The organism is Nonomuraea soli (assembly GCF_013761175.1).
Classification (GTDB): domain Bacteria; phylum Actinomycetota; class Actinomycetes; order Streptosporangiales; family Streptosporangiaceae; genus Nonomuraea; species Nonomuraea soli.
The window spans coordinates 159,108-177,814 of the sequence record NZ_JACDUR010000007.1 but is presented as its reverse complement, the minus strand read 5'-3'; the positions used below and the strand labels follow the sequence as shown (position 1 = coordinate 177,814).

At 70.8% G+C, this 18,707-nt stretch carries 22 protein-coding genes and 1 pseudogene; 16 read left to right on the top strand and 7 right to left on the bottom strand.

Translation table 11 applies throughout. From position 1 onward, the window contains the following. The gene (locus HNR30_RS33510) at nt 1–417 is read left to right on the top strand and encodes a DMT family transporter (RefSeq protein WP_181614122.1); all 417 of its coding nucleotides are present in this window, start codon (nt 1–3) and stop codon (nt 415–417) included. On the opposite strand, the gene HNR30_RS33505 is transcribed toward HNR30_RS33510, so the two are convergent. Both HNR30_RS33505 and HNR30_RS33500 read right to left on the bottom strand, forming a co-directional pair. After that, the gene (locus HNR30_RS33505; RefSeq protein WP_181614121.1) at nt 407–1,393 is read right to left on the bottom strand and encodes an LLM class flavin-dependent oxidoreductase; all 987 of its coding nucleotides are present in this window, start codon (nt 1,391–1,393) and stop codon (nt 407–409) included. The genes HNR30_RS33510 and HNR30_RS33505 overlap by 11 nt on opposite strands. A 63-nt stretch (nt 1,394–1,456) precedes the next feature. Beyond that, nucleotides 1,457–1,825: a tautomerase family protein gene (locus HNR30_RS33500; RefSeq protein WP_181614120.1), complete on the bottom strand. Its 369-nt coding sequence runs from the start codon at nt 1,823–1,825 to the stop codon at nt 1,457–1,459. 56 nt (nt 1,826–1,881) lie between these two features. Here HNR30_RS33500 and HNR30_RS33495 point away from each other — a divergent pair, with 56 nt between their 5' ends. Continuing rightward, complete coding sequence (locus HNR30_RS33495; RefSeq protein WP_181614119.1) at nt 1,882–2,517, top strand: winged helix-turn-helix transcriptional regulator; 636 nt, start codon at nt 1,882–1,884, stop codon at nt 2,515–2,517. A gap of 4 nt (nt 2,518–2,521) precedes the next feature. On the opposite strand, the gene HNR30_RS33490 is transcribed toward HNR30_RS33495, so the two are convergent. Both HNR30_RS33490 and HNR30_RS33485 read right to left on the bottom strand, forming a co-directional pair. After that, nucleotides 2,522–3,304, bottom strand: a complete 783-nt coding sequence (locus HNR30_RS33490; protein WP_181614118.1) for a hypothetical protein — start codon at nt 3,302–3,304, stop codon at nt 2,522–2,524. After that, complete coding sequence (locus tag HNR30_RS33485; RefSeq protein ID WP_181614117.1) at nt 3,301–4,491, bottom strand: serine/threonine-protein kinase; 1,191 nt, start codon at nt 4,489–4,491, stop codon at nt 3,301–3,303. Before HNR30_RS33485 ends, HNR30_RS33490 begins: the two co-directional genes overlap by 4 nt. 185 nt (nt 4,492–4,676) lie before the next feature. On the opposite strand from HNR30_RS33485, the gene HNR30_RS33480 reads away from it, so the two are divergent. Together HNR30_RS33480 and HNR30_RS33475 are read left to right on the top strand one after the other, a co-directional pair. Then, nucleotides 4,677–5,063, top strand: coding sequence for an ATP-binding protein (locus HNR30_RS33480; RefSeq protein ID WP_181614116.1), 387 nt, complete (start codon nt 4,677–4,679; stop codon nt 5,061–5,063). 111 nt (nt 5,064–5,174) lie between these two features. Further along, nucleotides 5,175–5,939 (top strand): formylglycine-generating enzyme family protein, encoded by a 765-nt coding sequence (locus HNR30_RS33475; protein ID WP_181614597.1) that lies wholly within the window; start codon nt 5,175–5,177, stop codon nt 5,937–5,939. Here HNR30_RS33475 and HNR30_RS33470 read toward each other — a convergent pair. After that, the gene (locus tag HNR30_RS33470; protein ID WP_181614115.1) at nt 5,936–7,309 is read right to left on the bottom strand and encodes an ABC transporter substrate-binding protein; all 1,374 of its coding nucleotides are present in this window, start codon (nt 7,307–7,309) and stop codon (nt 5,936–5,938) included. The two genes, HNR30_RS33475 and HNR30_RS33470, sit on opposite strands and share 4 nt — an antisense overlap. A gap of 50 nt (nt 7,310–7,359) precedes the next feature. Here HNR30_RS33470 and HNR30_RS33465 point away from each other — a divergent pair, with 50 nt between their 5' ends. The 11 genes and pseudogenes from HNR30_RS33465 to HNR30_RS33415 all read left to right on the top strand — a co-directional run bounded on the left by HNR30_RS33465 (nt 7,360) and on the right by HNR30_RS33415 (nt 16,415). After that, nucleotides 7,360–8,097 carry a (2Fe-2S)-binding protein gene (locus HNR30_RS33465; RefSeq protein WP_181614114.1) on the top strand — a complete coding sequence of 246 codons (738 nt, stop codon included), beginning with the start codon at nt 7,360–7,362 and terminating at the stop codon, nt 8,095–8,097. 120 nt (nt 8,098–8,217) lie between these two features. Beyond that, nucleotides 8,218–9,228, top strand: a complete 1,011-nt coding sequence (trpD, locus tag HNR30_RS33460) for an anthranilate phosphoribosyltransferase (RefSeq protein ID WP_181614113.1) — start codon at nt 8,218–8,220, stop codon at nt 9,226–9,228. Between the two features lie 29 nt (nt 9,229–9,257). Continuing rightward, nucleotides 9,258–9,470: a hypothetical protein gene (locus HNR30_RS33455; protein WP_181614112.1), complete on the top strand. Its 213-nt coding sequence runs from the start codon at nt 9,258–9,260 to the stop codon at nt 9,468–9,470. Nucleotides 9,471–9,514: 44 nt separating this feature from the next. Further along, entirely contained in the window at nt 9,515–10,642 is a 1,128-nt protein-coding gene (locus HNR30_RS33450) for an amidohydrolase family protein (protein ID WP_181614111.1), read from the top strand. 203 nt (nt 10,643–10,845) lie between these two features. Continuing rightward, nucleotides 10,846–11,115: pseudogene (locus tag HNR30_RS33445) on the top strand (hypothetical protein); the annotation flags it as partial. 51 nt (nt 11,116–11,166) lie between these two features. Continuing rightward, the gene (locus tag HNR30_RS33440) at nt 11,167–12,180 is read left to right on the top strand and encodes a fatty acid desaturase family protein (protein WP_312894813.1); all 1,014 of its coding nucleotides are present in this window, start codon (nt 11,167–11,169) and stop codon (nt 12,178–12,180) included. Nucleotides 12,181–12,189: 9 nt separating this feature from the next. Continuing rightward, a complete protein-coding gene (locus tag HNR30_RS33435) occupies nt 12,190–13,275 on the top strand; it encodes a sensor histidine kinase (protein ID WP_220134290.1) in 1,086 nt (361 codons plus the stop codon). Further along, complete coding sequence (locus tag HNR30_RS33430) at nt 13,272–13,940, top strand: response regulator transcription factor (RefSeq protein WP_181614110.1); 669 nt, start codon at nt 13,272–13,274, stop codon at nt 13,938–13,940. The genes HNR30_RS33435 and HNR30_RS33430 overlap by 4 nt, the downstream gene beginning before the upstream one ends. 97 nt (nt 13,941–14,037) lie before the next feature. Next, nucleotides 14,038–15,288: a cytochrome ubiquinol oxidase subunit I gene (locus HNR30_RS33425; RefSeq protein WP_181614109.1), complete on the top strand. Its 1,251-nt coding sequence runs from the start codon at nt 14,038–14,040 to the stop codon at nt 15,286–15,288. A 10-nt stretch (nt 15,289–15,298) separates the two neighbouring features. Continuing rightward, the gene (locus tag HNR30_RS33420) at nt 15,299–16,021 is read left to right on the top strand and encodes a cytochrome d ubiquinol oxidase subunit II (protein ID WP_181614108.1); all 723 of its coding nucleotides are present in this window, start codon (nt 15,299–15,301) and stop codon (nt 16,019–16,021) included. A gap of 4 nt (nt 16,022–16,025) precedes the next feature. Continuing rightward, the gene (locus HNR30_RS33415; RefSeq protein WP_181614107.1) at nt 16,026–16,415 is read left to right on the top strand and encodes a VOC family protein; all 390 of its coding nucleotides are present in this window, start codon (nt 16,026–16,028) and stop codon (nt 16,413–16,415) included. Here the strand turns inward: HNR30_RS33415 and HNR30_RS33410 are convergent. Both HNR30_RS33410 and HNR30_RS33405 read right to left on the bottom strand, forming a co-directional pair. Beyond that, the gene (locus tag HNR30_RS33410) at nt 16,359–16,589 is read right to left on the bottom strand and encodes a histidine kinase (protein WP_181614106.1); all 231 of its coding nucleotides are present in this window, start codon (nt 16,587–16,589) and stop codon (nt 16,359–16,361) included. The two genes, HNR30_RS33415 and HNR30_RS33410, sit on opposite strands and share 57 nt — an antisense overlap. A gap of 57 nt (nt 16,590–16,646) precedes the next feature. Continuing rightward, the gene (locus HNR30_RS33405; RefSeq protein ID WP_181614105.1) at nt 16,647–18,308 is read right to left on the bottom strand and encodes an alpha-amylase family protein; all 1,662 of its coding nucleotides are present in this window, start codon (nt 18,306–18,308) and stop codon (nt 16,647–16,649) included. Nucleotides 18,309–18,346: 38 nt separating this feature from the next. Here HNR30_RS33405 and HNR30_RS33400 point away from each other — a divergent pair, with 38 nt between their 5' ends. Next, nucleotides 18,347–18,676 carry a hypothetical protein gene (locus HNR30_RS33400; RefSeq protein ID WP_181614104.1) on the top strand — a complete coding sequence of 110 codons (330 nt, stop codon included), beginning with the start codon at nt 18,347–18,349 and terminating at the stop codon, nt 18,674–18,676. Nucleotides 18,677–18,707 lie beyond the last annotated feature (31 nt).

The window sequence follows — 18,707 nt, the reverse complement described above, 5'->3', positions numbered from 1 at the left end:
ATGCTGTTCTTCGTCGTCCTGGCCCTGAGCAACGGCCTGCTCATCGGCGTGAGCCGTACGATCAACGGCCGGCTCAGCACCCGCAGGGGCGCCTTCGCCGCCTCGGTCTGGAACCACGTCGTCGGGCTGGCCTTCCTGAGCGTGGTGCTGCTGGTCATGCGGGTCTGGCCCGACGTCACGCGGGTTCCCGTCGCCGCCTACGCCGGCGGCGTGTTCGGCGCGCTGTTCGTGGCGGTCAACAGCTACGTCTTCCCCCGGCTCGGAGCGATGAGCGCCGCCGTCCTGGTGATCGCCGGCCAGGTGCTGTCGGCCGTGGTGATCGACTGCGTACGGCAGGCGGCGCTCCCCTCACCGCTGCGCCTCGCCGGGGTGGCACTCGTGCTCGCCGGGCTGTGCCTGCCCCTGCTCAGGAAGTGAGGAACGCCGAGGCGCGATGGAGCTGCTCGGCCAGGCGGCCGGGCGGGAACAGCCACAGCCCGAGCGAGTCCGCGCCCGCGTCGAGCAGTGCCTGGAGCCGCTGCCCGACCTCGCCGGGCGTTCCCGCGGCGGCGAACTCGTCGATCCACTCGTCCTCGACGGCGAGCGGCTCACCGGCGGTCAAGGCAGCGACGCGCCGCCGGATCTCGGCGCCGTGCCGCGACCGGCCGACGAGGGCCGTGTGCGCCTCCGCCTTGAGGAAGAAGCCGCCCGCGTCGCGCACGGCCTCCCTGGCCTGCCGGCCGTCGTCGGCGATGGAGGCGAGCACGAAGGCGGTGATCCGCCCGCCCCGGCCGCCGGCGGCCGTGCCGGTGCGATCCGCCCCCGCGGGACCGAACCCGGCGGTCTTCCTCGCCCAGGCCGTGTACGACGGTCCGGCCAGGACCGACAGCAGGATGCCGTCGGCCCTGGCCCCCGCGGCGCGCAGGGCGCGCTCGTTGACCGCGCCGATCCACAGCTGAGGCGGCTGCTCCGGCGGGAAGTCGAGCCTGACGCCGTTGAACTCGTGGGTGCCGGTGTGCCGGTCGACGCCGCGCCCGTCGAGGAGCTCGCGCAGCACGTCGAAGGTCTCGACGACCGCGGTGAGCGGGCGCGGCGGTAGCAGGCCCAGCTGCCGCAGCCAGTGGCTGTTGCCCAGGCCGACGGCGGCCCGCACCCGCCCGGGATGGGTCCTGGCGAGCCCGGCCAGTTCCATGGCCAGGATGGCGGGATGCCTGGTCATCACGCTGGCCAGCCCGAGCCCCGCGGGCACGGACCGGGTGGCCTCGAGTAACTGCGTCAGCCCCGACAGCCCGCCGGTGAAGAAGCAGTCCTCGGAGAACCACACCTCGCCGAAGCCCAGCCGTTCCGCCAGTGCCGCTCCCTCCGCCAGGTGCTCCGGAGGGGTCAGGCTGCCGAACACGATGCCGATGTCCACGACTCACGTCCTTCCGATGACGTATCGATCACGACACCAGCGGAAACCGGACGATGTGTCCACTTATTCCGCCATGAGCCGCCCTGCCCATCCGGCGTTCTCCAGCGGGTAGTGGTTCATCAGGATGAGCGTCTCGTCGGTGTTGGCCAGCCCCTCGTAGGCCTCGGCGATCGCGGCGTGGATGACCCCCACCATCTCCCGCTTGGCGTCGAGGTCGGACAGTTCGGGCACCTCCAGGAAGCACAGCGGACGCACGGGCTCCGCGCCGATCCTGCCGTCCTGGGCGACGTTGCCCGGCTGGTACTCACGCAGCCAGATCCGCACGTCGGGCTGGCTGAAGGCGGCGTCGACCGCTTCGGTGATCCGCTTCATCATCTGCTGCTTGGCGCCCTCGCCGATGCCGGCGGGCGCCTCGATCAGTAACTGTGGCATGGTTGGATAGTAGAACTAGATAGTTGGAAAAAACAACCATCAAGTAGGATGCAGCCATGACCGGCCGGAGGAAGTACGACGACGGGTGCGCGGTGGCCCACGGGCTCGACCTGCTGGGCGAGCGGTGGGCGCTGCTGATCGTGCGCGAGCTTCTGCTCGGCCCCAAACGGTTCACCGACCTGCGTGCCGGGCTGCGCGGAGCCAGCGCCGACATGCTGACCCAGCGGCTGCGCGAGCTCGGCGACTCGGGGGTCGTACGGCGGCGCAGGCTGGCGCCCCCGGCCGCCTCCTGGGTCTACGAGCTGACCGCATGGGGGCGCGAGCTCGAACCCATCGTCATCCAGCTCGGCCGCTGGAGCAGCCGCTCCCCCGCGCTGCGGCGGGACGCGCCCATCGGCGCCGACTCGCTCGTGCTCTCGCTGAAGGCGCTGTTCGACCCCGAGGCCGCCCGCGGCTACACCGCGACGATCGCCCTCCACCTGGGCGAGCACCGCTTCCGCGTCCGCGTCGACGACGGCGGGCTCGCCGTCGCCCGCGACGAGAGCCCCGAGGCCGACGCCGTGCTCGAGACCGATCCCGACACCCTCGCGGCCGCGTTGTGGGACGACGGTCCCCGCCCGTCCGACGACCCCACGGGCGTGGTGGCGCGTTTCCTCACGCTCTTCCCCCTGCCGCAGGCCGCCCGCGCCTGAGCGGTCACACCAGCGTCGCCGGGTCGACGAACTCCGGGGCCACGTCCGTGAACTCCATCACCTCGACCCGCAGCGAGTCCGTCCCCAGGTAGGCGCCGGTGCGCGGATCCAGCCAGAAGCTCTGGCCGCCCACGCTCACCCGCAGCGCCCACCGCCCGTCGAACGCCGCCCGCTCCGCGCGCACGCCGGGTGTGACGGCCAGCACGCCGTAGACGCGGGATCGCAGCGCGGGCGAGATGGGCGCGCGCACCAGGTCGAGCGCGGCCTCGTCGACCCACCCGCGCAGCGCCTCGTCGTTCGGGTCGAGCTCGCGCAGTTGCGAGGAGTCGAGCCCGGTCCAGCCGATGAACCAGCCCTCGTGGTGCCGCCAGCGCCTGGTGGCCGGATCACGCAGCCGCCTGACCTTGACGACCTCGGCGGGCAGGGGCCTGCCCGCCCGGTCCCATGCGGTCGCGTCGGCGACCGTGGCGGGCCGCAGCCGCGCGGGGAAGGCCTGCTCGGCGTACTTGCCGTTCTGCAGGTCGTGGACGCGGTCCACGCGGAAGGCGCGTACCAGGCGGTAGCCGCCCATGTCGAAGGTCTGGGTGGAGACCGTGCGCAGGTGGAAGAACCTCCCGTACGGCTGCAGCCGTACGGCCGACCGCGCGACCGCCGTCAGCAGCGGATCGGGCTGCCGCGTGGCGACGGCGGCGGGCCCGGGGATCAGGTTGAGCAGGATCGCGCCCGCCGCCACGACGCACGCCCAGCGGAAGAACGGCACCCGCCGGTCGGCGGCGGGATCCCTCATCGGCGGCGCACCTCGAAGGTGCTGCACCCGTCGGAGTCGACGACTCCCCTGATCGCGGTGGGCTTGTCGCCCTCGATGGCGGCTTTCAGGTCGACCATGAGGTACTCGCCCGGCTGGTCGATCCAGCGGTCGCCGGTCAGCTCCAGGACGGGCCCGGTCAGGCGGCCGCGCATGGCGAAGGAGCCCGAGGGCACGTCGGGGTTGCTGGGGTCGGCCTTGAAGGCGAAGGTGGCCTCCAGCTCGCCGGATCCCGCGTCGGTGATCGTGAGTTCGAGCGCGGTCTTGCCCTGGTTGCACATGTAGGTGCCGGTCCACGTGCCGGCCACCGAGATCTCCGGGCTCTCCGGTTTCCCCGATGAGGTCGGTTCGGCGGCGGCCGTCGAGGGTTCGGCGGTCACGGGCACGTGGGTGAGCGGCGCCGGATCCTTGTCGCCCGTCAGGGTGACCGTGGCGAAGGCGCCCCCGCCGACCAGGACGAGCAGTCCCAGCACGAGCGCCACGACGAGCCCGGCCGAGCTCTTGCGCGGTGCGGCCTGCGTCTCGGCGACCGGCATGCGCAACGTCGGTGAGGGCCCGCCCTGATGCGGCACGAACCCCGGCTGGCCGCCCGCGAGCATGCCCGAGGCGTCCTGCGCCGTCGGGCGGTGCTGCGGCTGCTTGGCCAGGCACCGGTCCAGCACCACCCGCACGCCGAACGGCACCTGTGACAGGTCGGCGGGCAGGTTCCCCACGCGGTAGGCCATCTCCTGCGCGTCGGCTCCCCCGAAGGGATGCCGTCCGGTGGCGGCCCAGGTCATCGTGGCGGCCCAGGAGAACAGGTCGGAGGCGTACCCCGGCGCGTACCCGGCGACCTGCTCGGGCGCCAGGTAGTCGGGCGTGCCGTACCACCCGGGCGGCAGGTCGGTGCGGACCTCGTAGCCCGCCACTCGCGGACCGCCGGTGGCGACCAGGACGTTGGCGGGCCGCAGGTCACCGTGGACGACCCCGGCGCGGTGCAGCTCGGCCAGTGCGCCGGCCGTCGCGAGGGCCAGCCGGTGCAGGGTGTTCGCGTCCAGCGGACCGGCCTGGAGGACCAGTTCCTCCAGGGACGTCCCCTGCACGTACGCGCCGTCGGCCGCCCTGCCGAGATAGGCCGCACCCTGTCCGCCCCTGCCGAGCACGGCTGCCAGTTCGTAGTCCCCGTTCATAAGGATTCCGACCATAACGACGTATCACCCCGTACGTGAAGGGAAATCACGTAGCCCTACGGACCTCGATACGGATAGACACCGGTACGCCTCGTCACCGAAGGTGCTTAGCGGGAGCAACCGTGCCGGTGCGGCCCAGGGCAGCCTCGCCGGCACGGTGCTGCGGGTCCCTACGAGGAGATCAGATGCTTACCGTCGTCCACGCCGACCTGCGCTCCTTTCCCGGCGAGCCCTCGTCAGTTCCTGCCGCTCGACGGTGGGCCCGCCGGGCACTTTCCGACCAGACCGAGTCGGTCGCCACCGCCCAGGACGTCGAGCTGATGGTGAGCGAGCTGGTGACCAACGCCGTCAAGCACGGCTCGCACGGCCGCGTCACCGTGGCGTTGTCGGCGATGGACGGCACGATCCGCGTCGAGGTGCACGATCCCGGCCACGGCCTGCCCGTCAGGCGTTATCCCCGGCCCGAGAGCCTCGGAGGGCGCGGACTGATGCTCGTCGAGCAGCTGGCCGTCGACTGGGGTGTGCGGCTGGACCCCGAGGGCACGACCGTCTGGTTCGAGGTGGGCCAGTAGGGTGTGCGCGTGTCAGCGCACACCCAGCACGCGTGTTGCGGCCCCGGCCGCGAACCCTCAGCCGTGCCGTCCGTCCCGCCGGCGGTCAGGCGCGGCCCCGAGCCGCGCGGCATGGTCCGCGTCCCCGGCGGCACGTTCCACATGGGCAACGACGACGAGCTGGCCAGGCCGGAAGACGGCGAGGGTCCGGTCAGGGCGGTCGAGGTCGAGCCCTTCCTCATCGATCCGGTGTGCGTGAGCAACGCCAAGTTCGCGGCCTTCGTGAAGGCCACCGGCTACGTCACCGAGTCCGAGCGCATCGGCTGGTCGTTCGTCTTCAGGCAGTTCGCCAGGCACGGGATCATGGAGGCGAGCGTGCCACAGGCGCCGTGGTGGGTGGGCGTCGAGGGCGCGACGTGGCGTGCGCCGGAGGGCCCCGGGTCGAGCGTGGCCGACCGGCAGAACCATCCGGTGGTGCACGTGTCGTGGCACGACGCCGGGGCCTACGCGGCATGGGCGGGCAAGCGGCTGCCGACCGAGGCCGAGTGGGAGTACGCCGCCAGGGGCGGGCTGGAGCGCAAGAGGTACCCCTGGGGCGACGAGCTCGCGCCGAACGGGCGCGAGCGCTGCAACATCTGGCAGGGCCCCTTCCCCACCGCCCCGAGCAGGGGCACGGTGCCAGTCAAGTCGTACCAGCCCAACGGCTACGGCCTCTACAACGTCTCCGGCAACGTCTGGGAGTGGACGAGCGACTCCTGGGACGACGCGCACAAGGTCATCAGGGGCGGCTCGTACATGTGCCACGACTCGTACTGCAACCGCTACCGGGTGGCGGCCCGCACGGCGAACACCCCCGACTCCGCGACCGGCCACATGGGCTTCCGCTGCGCCTACTAGTCCAGCTCGTACTCCACGAAGGACAGGCGGTTCAGCAGGGTCGCGCCGTTCTGCCAGCGCCAGCCGTCGTAGACGTCCTTGCGGAAGGCGTAGGAGCCGTACGGGTAGTAGAGCGTCAGGAACGGCACCTGCTGGGCGATCTGGTTCTGTAGCGTTCCAGCCGCGTCGATGCGCGTCTGCAGGACGGGCGAGGTGGTCAGGGTCCGCAGCGCCGGGCTCTCGAAGCCCGCGGTGTTCAGCATCCACGACAGGCCCGCGCCGCTGAGCTGGACGGGGGCGGGCCACTCCCGCAACGCCATGTCGTAGGCGCTGATCTTGCGCACGTCGGCGACGGGCTTGACCTCGACGGCGATGCCGATGTCGTGGAGCTTGTCGCGGATGAGCTCGGCGGCGCGCAGCCGCTCCGACGACCCGGAGTCGATGATCAGCCGGTAGCGCATGGCCTTGCCCTCCAGCACCCGCACGCCTCCCGGGCCGGCCTTGGCGCCCAGCGAGTCGAGCTCGCGCCTGCCCTGCTCGGGGTCGAACAGCAGCGGCTGCGGCATGCCCTGCAGGGGCGACTCGATGTGCACGAAGCCCGGGCTGCCCGGGGTGCCCTGGCCGTAGAGCGCGGTGTTGACCAGCTCCTCGACGTCGACGCCCCGGGCGACGGCGCGGCGCACCTCGGGCCGGTCGAAGGGCGGTCGCGCGGTGTTGAACGTCAGGGTCGTGGCGCCGAACTCGGTGCCCTGCGCGACGCCGATCTGGTCCTGCTTCCTGAGCTCCTCGACGTACCGGGCGGGCAGCGCGCCGGCGATCAGGTGCACCTTGCCGCCGCGCAGCGCCGCGAGCTGGGCGGCGGCCTGCGGGATGACCGTCGCCTTGATGGTGGCGACCTGGGGCTTGCCGCCGAAGTAGGAGGCGTTGGCGGTGAGGGTGTCGGGGGCGGTCAGCTTGTACGGTCCGGTGCCGGTCTTGGCGTCGCCCGGCCGCATGATCGGCGTGCGGGCCAGGACACGCCGGGGGAACTCGGGGTCGGGGGCCTTCAGGTTGACGGTGACGCTGTCGCCGTTGGGCACGACGCTCTGGATCTGCTGCACCCCCGCCCGCCGCAGGCTGGCCGCCACGTCGTCGGCGGTGAGCGGCTTGCCGTCGTGCCAGGTCACCCCCTTGCGCAGCGGCAGGCTGAAAATCCGGTTGTTGCTCTCGGCCGCGACGGCCGTGGCCAGCAGCGGGAGCACGTCGTCGCCCTTGGCCATCACCAGCGAGTCGAAGATCAGCTCGCTGTTCTTGGGAAAGCCCGCCGACACGGCGATCGTGAGGTGCACGGGCGGATCGGCCTGGGGCGCCGCCTCCTCTGAGCCGCAGGCGGCGAGTGCGGCGACGAGCACGAGCGATGCTAAGGTTCGTCGGCACACAGGAACCTCCCGGGGGTATCAACATGGACATCTATCGGACGCTGGCCTCGTACGGCGAGCGCTACCGGCTCCAGGTCGTCCCCGAACCCGGCGAGGGGTGGATTGCCGCCGACCGACTGCTCGATCATCGTTCCCCCGAACTGGCAGCCGTACTCGACGCCGAAAGGGTAGCCAGCGGCCAGGTCTCAGCGCACGCCACCGCGCTGACGGTTATGGCGGTATATGCCGGAACTGTCACTGCCGCTGCCCTCCTGTCATGGGCTCTTCACGGACAGTGGCCGGACCTGCGCCCCGGCAACGTCCTGGTCCTGCCCGGCGAGGAACACGGCTTCGACGGCGTGGCGGTGCGCCGCGAAGAGGTCGAGAGCGGCGGGGTCGACGACCTGGTCGAGCAGATCGTCCACGGCCACCTGGAGCCGCTGGCCGCCGCCATGCACCTGGCCACCAAGGCGAGCCTGCACCAGCTGCGCGGCGGCATCACCCACGGATGCGCCGCCGCCTTCGCCGCCGCCCGCGCGGCCGACGCCGGGCAGCGGGAGCGGGCCCACAAGACGTTCATCGCCGCCTGCCCGCCGGAGTACGCAACGCTCGGCGAGCTCGTGCGCCTGCGCGAGGGCGACCGGGAAGGCCTGTTCTACCTGCGCGAATCCTGCTGCCTCTTCTACACGGCCGAGCACGGCGGCCTCTGCGCGAGCTGCTGTCTCACCAGCCGGGACGAGCGGATCGCCGCCTACCGCGAGGTGCTAAGGTCACGGGCATGATCGTGAACCGCACCTTCTGGTGGCACGCCCCCTGAGGCGGTTCATCACCATGGCCGCCCGGTGAGGCGGCCATCGTCGTTTTCTGGGCGCCTTCGCCGCTGACGACGGAAAGGCACCACGATGACCTGGCCGACCCTCCTGACCCACCTGCTCGCCCGATCCCCGCTCACCAGGGAGCAGGCCGCCTGGGCGATGAACGAGATCGTCGCCGGCCGGGCCACCGACGCCCAGATCGCCGGCCTCGCCGTCGCGCTCAGGGCCAAGGGCGAGAGCCCGGAAGAGCTGGCCGGGCTGGCCGACGCGCTGCTGGCCCACAGCACCCCGCTCCACCTCGACGGCGACGTGGTCGACATCGTCGGCAGCGGCGGCGACCAGGCCCACACGGTCAACGTCTCGACCATGGCCGCGATCGTCGTGGCCGCCTGCGGGGTCAGGGTGGCCAAGCACGGCGGCCGCTCGGCCTCCTCGTTGTGCGGCGCCGCCGACCTGCTCGAAGAGCTGGGCATCGACATCGAGGCCGTGCCCAGGCCCGACGCGGAGATCAGCTTCCTGTTCGCACCGCGCTACCACCCCGCGCTCAAGCACGCCTCGAAGGCCCGCCGCGATCTGGGCGTGCCGACCGTATTCAACTTTCTCGCCCCGCTGACCAACCCGGCCAGGCCCACGGCCCAGGCCGTCGGCGTCGCCAGCCGGAGCCTTGCCCCGACCGTGGCCGAGGTGCTGGCCGGGCGCGGATGCTCCTCGATCGTCTTCCGCGGCGACGACGGCCTCGACGAGCTGACCACGTGCGCGCCGTCGCAGATCTGGCTGGTACGGCACGGCGCCGTCACCGACACCCGGCTCGACCCGGCCGACCTGGGCATCAGGCGCGCCACGCCCGGCCAGCTCAGGGGCGGCGACGCCGTACAGAACGCCAGGATCGCCCGCGAGCTCCTCGACGGCAAGCCGGGCCCCGTGCGGGACATCGTGCTCCTCAACGCGGCCGCCGCGCTGGTGGCCGCCGAGGGTGCGCCGGAACCACGCGAGCTGACCGCGCGGCTCGGCCTCGCCCTCACCAGGGCGGCGGCCGCGATCGACGACGGCAGGGCGGCGGCCACGCTGGAGCGGTGGATTCTCCAGGTGCTCAGGTGATGCAATGAGGACCCCCGAGAGGAGCACACGTGAGAAACAACCTCGACCTGGCCGAGGAGGCTCAGCGGCTGGCCGATGGAGCCCCCGCGGGCTCGCTGGACCGGGTGGCGGCGCACTCGGTGGCCATCACCTGCGCCACCACCCGCGACACCGAGCAGGCCAGGCAGACGCTCGACGGCCTGGCACCACAGGAGGTACGGCAGGCGGCCATCGAGCTGTTCGACCGCCTGGCGATTGAGTAGTCCATACTCAAGCGCCCCGACCACGACAGGCGCACGCTGGCCCTATGCTCACCATTCGTGCCCGCCGCCTGTTCGACGGCCATGACTTCCTGGACGACCAGGTGGTCACCGTCCACGACGGACGTGTCGTCCAGGTCGCTCCCGGCCACGCGGCCGAGGTCGACCTGGGCGACGCGACGCTGCTGCCCGGGCTCATCGACTGCCATGTCCACCTGGCCTTCGACGCCGGACCCGACCCCGTCGCCACCCTGGCGGAGCTCGACGACGCCCAGGTGCTGGAGCTGATGCGCCGATCGGCCGCCAGGCACCTGGCCGCCGGCGTGACCACCGTGCGCGATCTCGGCGACCGGAGCTTCCTGGCGCTGCGGCTCGACGGCGGGCCCGAGGTGCTGGCGGCCGGTCCCCCGATCACCACCGTCAAGGGACACTGCTGGTTCCTCGGCGGCGAGGTGAGCGGCGAGGAAGGCGTGCGCGAAGCCGTACGGGAACGCGCCGGACGCGGCGCGCACGTGGTCAAGATGATGCTCACCGGCGGCGAGATGACCGAGGGCACCCACTCGCACCTGCCGCAGTTCACCCTGGCCGAGGCGAAGGCCGCCGCCGACGAGGCGCACGCGCACGGCCTGCCGATCGCCGGGCACGCCCACGGCGCCGAGGGCATCGCTCAGGCGATCGAGGCGGGGTTCGACACGATCGAGCACTGCTCGTTCATGACGGAGGAGTCGGCGGAACCCGACCACGAGCTGCTCGCCCGCCTGGTGGCGGCGGGTTCGGTCGTCTCGGTCACCGCCGGCATGCTGCCCGTCGGCGGCCCGCCGCCGCCCGGCATCGTCAAGCGGCTGCCCGGCATCATGCGCGTCATCGCCGCCTTCCGCGAGCACGGCGTGGACTTCGTGATCGGCACGGACGCGGGCATCGGGCCGCCCAAACCGCACGGCGTGCTGCCGCACGGCGCCAAGATGCTCACCGACTTCGGCTGGTCCGAGCTGGAGGTGCTGCGCGCGATCACCGCGCGGGCCGCCCGGGTCTGCCGGGTGGGCCACCGCAAGGGCAGGATCGCGCCCGGCTTCGACGCCGACCTGGTCGCCTTCGACGGCGATCCCGGCCAGGACATCACCGCCCTCCAGCGACCCGCGGCGGTCTACCGGCTGGGCTCTGCTGTGCCGATGTGACCGTCATGTGAGGGGTGAGCCGTGCCGGCTGAGATCCTGCGATCGCGAAGCGGCCTGGGCGGCCACCAACTACCTGCACCCTGACCATCCGGCGATCCGCTTCGTGCTGGTCGGCGTCATGCTGGCCGGGCTGGTGATGGCGGCGCTGCCGCAGGCCTTCACCTCGCAGGCCGGGGCCCTGTGGTTCGCAGGCGGCCGTCGGCGACGAACTGGCCATCGCCGAACCGCTCCACCACCATCGCGGGACGGCCGCGATGATCCTGGGCGGTCCGATGCTCTTCCTGGCCGGGCACGCCATGTTCAAGCGGGCCGTCTTCGGCTACGTTCCGGTCAACCGGGTGCCGGCGATCCTCGCGATGGGTGCGCTGATGCCGTTCGGCCTGCCTCCCCTGGCAATGACCGTGGCGGCCACGGTCATCATTTGGGGCGTGGCGATCTGGGATTCTGTCCTAGCCCGAAAACTGGTTAGGTAGACCTCACAGACGCGTGCCGTACAGTGTCGTGTGCCGATCAAGGGAGGTCCGGTGACCACGAGTGCAGTCGAGGCACGTGGCAGTGATTTCGCCAAGCTAGCCAGAAAGATCTCCGACGCCGGTCTGCTCGACCGGCGTCCGGTGTATTACGCGATCCGGATGAGCCTGTGCGTGCTTACGGTCGTGGCCGGTCTGGTGGCGTTCGTCTGGGTGGGCGACTCCTGGTGGACTCTGGCGGTGGCGGCGTTCCTGGCCTTCGCCTTCGGGCAGATCGGATTCGTCTCCCACGACCTGGGACACCTCCAGGTCTTCCGCCGTCGCGGCCCCAGCACGATCGCGGGCCGGATCTTCGGCAACCTGGGCATCGGCCTGGGCTGGGAGTGGTGGACCGACAAGCACACCCGCCACCATGCCAACCCCAACCACGAGGACCACGACCCCGACGTCTCGCCCGCCGTCATCGTCTGGTCGCAGGACCAGCTACGGCAGAGCCGCGGCCTGCCCCGCTTCCTCGCGCGCTACCAGGCCTACCTGTTCTTCCCGATCCTCACCCTCGAGGCCTGGCACCTCCACATCGCCAGCTACAAGGCGCTCTTCCGCCGTGGCGCCAAGCACCGGTGGCTGGAGCTGGCCCTGCTGACCGGCCACTTCGCGTGGTACCTGGCGCTGATCTTCACCGTGCTCTCGCCGGTCAAGGCTCTGGCCTTCCTGGCCGTGCACCAGGCCCTCTTCGGGCTCTACCTGGGCAGCACCTTCGCGCCCAACCACAAGGGCATGCCCACGCTGACCAGCGAGAGCAAGCTCGACTATCTGCGCAAGCAGGTGCTCACCGCGCGCAACGTGCGGGGCGGGGTGATCATCGACGTGGCGATGGGCGGGCTCAACTACCAGATCGAGCACCACCTGTTCCCGAACATGCCCACCCCCAACCTGCGCCACGCCCAGCCGATCGTGCGCGACTACTGCGCCGCTCTCGGCGTGCCGTACGAAGAGGCGGGCCTGCTCGGCTCCTACGGCCAGGCACTGCGGCACCTGCATGAGGTGGGTGCGCCCCTGCGCAAGTAGGGTGTGGCCATGCGGATCGCGACGATCGTGGTCGTGGCCGGGGTCGTGCTCGGCACGATCATCACCTTCCTGGTGCGGCCCGACCGCACCCCCAATGCCCTCGACTTCGTGTTGCCGCTGATCGCGTGCACGGCGATGTTCTTCCAGAAGCGCTACCCGGTGGCCGTGCTCATCGTGGTCACGCTCTGCACGCTCGCCTACTACCCCTACGCCCGGATGGACGGGCCGATGATGGCGCTGCCCGTCATGGCCCTCTACTCCGCCGCCGCCCAGGGCTACCTCCTGGCCGCCATCACGACCGGCGCCACGGCGCTGCTGCTCATGGGACTGGGCGAGCTGGGCGGCACCCGCCACGTGAGCAACACCGGCTTCATCATGATCGCCGAGGGCATGGTCGCCACCATCGCGGCGGGCGGCGTCACCCGCAGCTGGCGCGCCTACCGCCAGGAGGTCGACAGGCGCATCGCGCAGGAGGCCCAGCGCGGCGAGGCCGAGGAGCGCCTGCGCATCGCCCGCGAGCTGCACGACGTCATCGGCCACAACATCTCCATGATCAACGTGCAGGCGGGCTCGGCGCTCCACGGGTTCAAGAAGCGCCCGGAGGAGGCCGAGGAGGCCCTGCGGACGATCAAGGACACCAGCAAGGAGACCCTGCGGCAACTGCGCTCCACGCTGGGCATGCTGCGCCAGGTCGACGAGGACGCCCCCATCGCACCCGCCGCCAGCCTGGCCCGCCTCGACGAGCTGACCAGGGCCAGCGGGCTGCGGGTCGTCACCAGGGTCACCGGCTCGCTGCACGACCTGCCCGCCGAGGTCGACCTGGCCGCCGCGCGCATCGTCAAGGAGGCGCTGACCAACGTCGTGCGCCACTCGGGAGGCGACAGCGCCACGATGACCGTCACCCGCGACCCCGACCTGCTCACCGTCAGGGTCGAGGACGACGGCCCCGGCGCCAGCTTCACCGACGGCACCGGCTTCGGCCTGCAGGGCATGCGCGAGCGCGCCGCCGCGCTCGGCGGCTCCCTGGTGGCCGGGCCACGCACTCCGAGCGGCTTCCACGTGATCGCCGAGCTTCCACTGAAGGGAACAGCATGATCCGCGTCCTGCTCGCCGACGACCAGAACCTGGTGCGGGCCGGGTTCCGCTCGATCCTCAGCGACGAGGACGACATCGAGGTGGTCGCCGAGGCGGGCAACGGCCGCGAGGCCGTCTCGCTGGCCCGCGAGCTGCGCCCCGACGTGGTGCTGATGGACATCCGCATGCCCGAGCTCGACGGCCTGGAGGCGACCCAGCAGATCGTCACCGACTCACGGCTCGACGCGGTCAAGGTCATCATCCTGACCACCTTCGACCTCGACGACTACGTCTACGGTGCGCTGCGCGCCGGAGCCAGCGGATTCCTGGTCAAGGACACCGAGCCGGCCGAGCTGATCCACGGCGTGCGGGTGGTCGCCCGCGGCGACGCGCTGATCGCCCCCGCCATCACCAAGCGGCTGATCTCGGAGTTCGCCGGGCGGGTCAAGCGGCCCGACCCAGGACCCGAGCTCAACGGCCTCACCGACCGCGAGCGCGAGGTCATGGTGCTGGTCGGCCAGGGCCTGTCCAACGACGAGATCGCCGCCACGCTCGTGCTCAGCCCGGCCACGGCCAAGACCCACGTCAGCCGCATCATGACCAAGCTCGGCACCCGCGACAGGGCGCAGCTGGTGGTGCTCGCCTACGAAGCCGGGATGGTCACGCCGGGCTGGCTTACCTCCTGAGGCGTACACCGCGGGAGCGAGATGAGACTGCGGGAGTAGTCCCGGTGCCAGCCCAGGCATGACGCGGTGGCGGTAGCCGTACCAGCACCATCGCAGCATGGAAACAGTAGAGCTCGCGCGCCTGCAGTTCGCGGTCACCGCAGGCGCCCACTTCCTGTTCGTCGCGCTGACGCTGGGACTGGCCACGCTGGTGGCGATCACGCAGACCCGCGCCACCCTGTCGAACAGCCCCGTCCACACCCGCATGGTGCGCTTCTGGGGCCAGCTCTACATCATCAACTACGCCATGGGCATCGTCACCGGCATCGTGATGGAGTTCCAGTTCGGGCTGTCGTGGAGCGGGCTGACGCACTTCGCCGGAGATGTCTTCGGGGCCTCGCTGGCGCTGGAGACACTGGTGGCCTTCTTCGTCGAGTCCACCTTCCTCGGACTGTGGATCTTCGGCTGGGGCCGGTTGAACCGCTGGGCGCACCTGGCGCTGATCTGGGTCGTCACGCTGACGGCCTACGCGTCGGCCTTCTGGATCATGATCTCCAACAGCTTCCTGCAGAACCCCGTCGGGTACGAGCAGAGCGGCGACCGGCTGGAGCTGACCGACTTCGGGGCACTGATCAACGAGGGCGCCCTGACCGCGTTCGGGCACGTGATGAGCGCGGGCCTGGTCGTCGGTACGTTCTTCATGGCCGGAGTCAGCGCCTGGCACCTGCGCAGGGGCACCCACGAGCAGGAGTTCTTCCGCAAGTCGCTCCGCCTCGGGCTCGGGCTGAGCCTGCCCGCCGTCTTCCTGGCCATCTCCTTCGGCGGCGTCTCCTTCGACTTCCTGCAGCCCACGAAGATCGCCGCCTGGGCGGGCGACCAGGAGCGGTTGTCGGAGGCGCAGGCGCAGATGGCCGCCCAGCTCGGACCGGGCGACTACCTTCCTCCGGCCGGGGCGGTGCAGGGGGCGGGGATGGCGATGGTGATTCTCGCCATCGTGATGTTCATCGTCTCCGCCATCGGCGTGATCCTGATGAGCTTCCGCGGGGCGGTGCGGCGATCCCGCGTCCTGCACTGGATGCTCATGCTGGCCATCCCGATCCCCTTCCTGACCACCATCGCCGGCTGGCTCTTCCGAGAGCTGGGCCGCCAGCCGTGGGCGGTCTTCGGCCTGCTCAGGACCGAGGACGCCGTCTCGCACGTCACCCAGGGGCAGATGCTCACCTCGCTGATCGTCTTCAGCACCCTGTTCGGCCTGCTCATGCTGGTCAACTACTGGCTGCTGGCCAGGACCGCCAGGCGTGACCCCTCCGACGTGGCTCTCGGCTCCGACAAGCCGATCGAGACCCCCGCCCCCGCCCTGACCTACTGAGGAGCCCGCTGTGGAACCGTTCATCCTGGCCTTCTTCGGCCTCGGCTACCTCGTCCTGGGAGGCGCCGACATCGGCGTCGGCATGCTCCTGCCGTACCTGGGCCGCTCGCCGCGGGAACGGCGCGAGGTGATCGCCGCCATCGCCCCCTTCTTCCTCGGCAACGAGGTGTGGCTGGTCGCCACCGTGGGCGTGCTGGCCGGGCTCTTCCCGATCGTGGAGGGCGAGCTGCTCAGCGGCAACTACGTGGCGGTCGTCGCGCTGCTGGGCTCGTGGATCCTGCGCGACATGGCGTTGTGGCTGCGCGGGCGGGTGCCCGGCCGCGGCTGGCAGCTGCTGTGGGACGGCGTTCTGGTGGCGGGCAGCTGGGGCCTGGCGGTGTCGCTCGGCCTCGTGCTGGCGGGCACCGTGCTCGACATGCCGCTCCTGGCAGGACTGGTGATCGCCCTGATCTTCGCGTTGCACGGCCTGGCCTTCGCGTCGCTGCGGCTGAGCGGCACGCTCCGGCGGCGGGCGGGGGCGCTGCTGGGCGGCACCGGCGAGTGGCCGGCGTACGCGCTGACCGCCTCGGCCATCGCGGTCATCGCCGTGGTGAGCGGCCTGCATCTGGATCTGTCAACCGCCGGGAGCATGATCACGCCGGTGATCCTGGCGATCATCCCGTTCCTGGTGGCCGCCCAGGCCTGGGTGTGGTGGACCTTCCGCGGGCGCGTCACCGGCCCCTCGTATCTTTGATCGCATGACTGTTCGCGAACTTCGTCTGGTCGTCACCGCCTCCGACTACGAGGAGGCGTTGCGCTTCTACCGCGACGTGCTCGGCCTGCCGGAGCGGGCCGCCTTCTCCTCCCCCGACGGCCGGGTGACCATCCTGGAGGCGGGCCGGGCCACCCTGGAGATCACCGATCCAGGCCACGCGGAGTTCATCGACGAGGTGGAGGTCGGCAGGCGGGTGGCCGGGCACATCAGGGTCGCCCTGGAGGTCGACGACTCGCGGGCGATGACGGCGCGGCTGGAGCAGGCAGGGGCCGAGGTCGTCGCCGAGCCGACCCGCACCCCGTGGAACTCGCTGAACTCACGGCTTGAGGGGCCCGCCGGACTTCAGCTGACCCTCTTCGAGGAGCTGGGCTGAGGTCATCATGCGGCGCAGCTCCTCCACCGCCTCCCTGCCCGCCCCCTCGATGAGGGTCAGCATCTCCCGCTCGGTCGTCTGATCCTGCTTGAGGCGCAGCCGGACCGCACCTGCCTGCATCGTCATCGCGCTGACGATGTGGGCCAGGTCGCTCAGCTCCTCGGCGAGAGTCATGGTGCGAGCGTAGGCGACCACCGGGCGGCCGACATCACCCGTGAAGGTGATTCGCAGTCATCGTGCCTTGACTGAGGCGTCCTCCGGAGGCACGTCGGGCGTCGAGACCCTCAGCCAGCGCGAACCGTGCGGATCCATCGGCAGTTCGACCTGGCCTTTCGCCGAGATGTCGAACGTGGCATCGGTGAGCAGATCGGTCAGCCGTTTCGAGCCCTGGCCCTTGAGGGTCAAGGTCGCGTCAGTGGCGGTGTCAGTCAAGTTGTGCACCACCACCACGCAGGCGTCCTCGGCATCGCAGCGCCAGCCCACGACGCCCTGATGGGCGCAGTCGAGGACGGTGTGCTCGCCCCAGGCCAGCTCGGGGCACTCGCGGTAGCGCTCGATGAGCAGCTGGAACCAGCGCAGCAGCGAGTCGGTGTCGCGCTTCTGGTCGGCCACGTTGATCCGGTCGGGCGCGTAGGCGCCGTCGGGTGGCTGACGATCGGGCTCGACCTGGCTGAAGCCGCCCTCGGGCGCCCACTGCATCGGCACGCGCACGGCCATCCGGCCCTCGGCCTCCAGGTTCTCCCCCAGCCCGATCTCCTCCCCGTAGAAGATCACCGGGGTGCCCGGCAGGGAGAACAGCAGGCTGTAGGCCATCTTGATGCGCCGCAGGTCGCCGCCGAGCATCGTGGGCAGCCTCCTGCGCAGGCCCCGGCCGAAGATCTGCATGTCCTTCTCGGGCCCGAAGGCGTCGAAGATCTCCTGCCGTTCGTCCTCGGTGAGCTTGTCCAGGGTGAGCTCGTCGTGGTTGCGCAGGAACGTGGCCCACTGGCTGTCCTTGGGCGCCTTGGGCCGCTCGCGCAGCGCCGAGGCCAGCGGTTCGCCCTCGCACCTGGCCAGCGACAACCAGGCGCGCTGCATCGCGATGAAGTCGAAGCACATGGTCAGCTCGGTGCCGTTGCCGTCGCCGAAGTAGTCCAGCAGGTCGTCGTAGGGCACGTTGACCTCGCCCAGCAGGATCGAGCTGCCTTCCCTGCGGCCCATGAAGGCCCGCAGGTCCGCCAGGAACTCGTGCGGGTCGGGCAACTTCGGGCTGATGTTCTCGATCAGGAACGGCACCGCGTCGACGCGGAAGCCGCTCAGCCCCAGCTCCATCCAGAAGCCCAGGATCCTGGTGATCTCGTCGCGCACCTCGGGGTTGCCGACGTTCAGGTCGGGCTGGTGCTTGTAGAAACTGTGCAGGTAGTACTGCTTGGTCTTCTCGTCGTACTCCCAGAAGGAGTCCTCCTTGTCGGGGAAGACCACCTGCTTGGGGTCGTCGGGTTCGGGGGTGTCCGACCAGACGTACCACTCGCGGAAGGGGTTGTCGCGGCTCGACCGTGCCTGCTTGAACCAGGGGTGCTCGATCGAGGTGTGGTTGACCACCAGGTCGGCGATGACCCGCAGGCCGCGGTCCTTGGCGGTGCGCATGAACTCCACGAAGTCGCCCAGGGTGCCCAGGCGGGGGTCGATGGAGTAGAAGTCGGTGATGTCGTAGCCGTCGTCGCGGTTGGGCGTCGGGAAGAACGGCATCAGCCACAGGCAGGTCACGCCCAGGCCGGCGAGGTAGTCGATCTGCTGGGTCAGGCCGCGGAAGTCGCCGACGCCATCGTCGTTGCCGTCCTTGAAGGTCTCCACGTCCAGGCAGTAGACGACGGCGTTCTTCCACCACAGGTCGGAGGTAGAGGTGAGTCGCATGGCGCCACCGCTACCCCGAACCAGGCTACGGTGAACGCGTGAGGATCAGACTGCCCGCGGCGCTGGTCCTTCTGCTGTCCTCGATCTTCCTGGTGACCGGCGTGCGGGCGCCTGTCACCGTCGTGCAGAGCGCCGCCGTCCTCGACTGCCCGGCGCAGCACCAGGCGGGCAGTCCCGCCCCGGTCACCCCGCGGGTCTCCGCGCCGTCGCACGGCCACGCCTCCGGCCTGGCCGTGCCGTCCGTCACCCCGGCCGCGAGCGCGGGCGGCCGGTTCCTTGCCGGTACGGCAGAAGCCACGGATTTCACACCGGGCGCCTCTCCGCGGGGAGTTTCGGCCCGCGCTCCTCCCGCCACTCACGAAATCTGACCATATTTTTCGATTTCGTATGTGGAGGTAG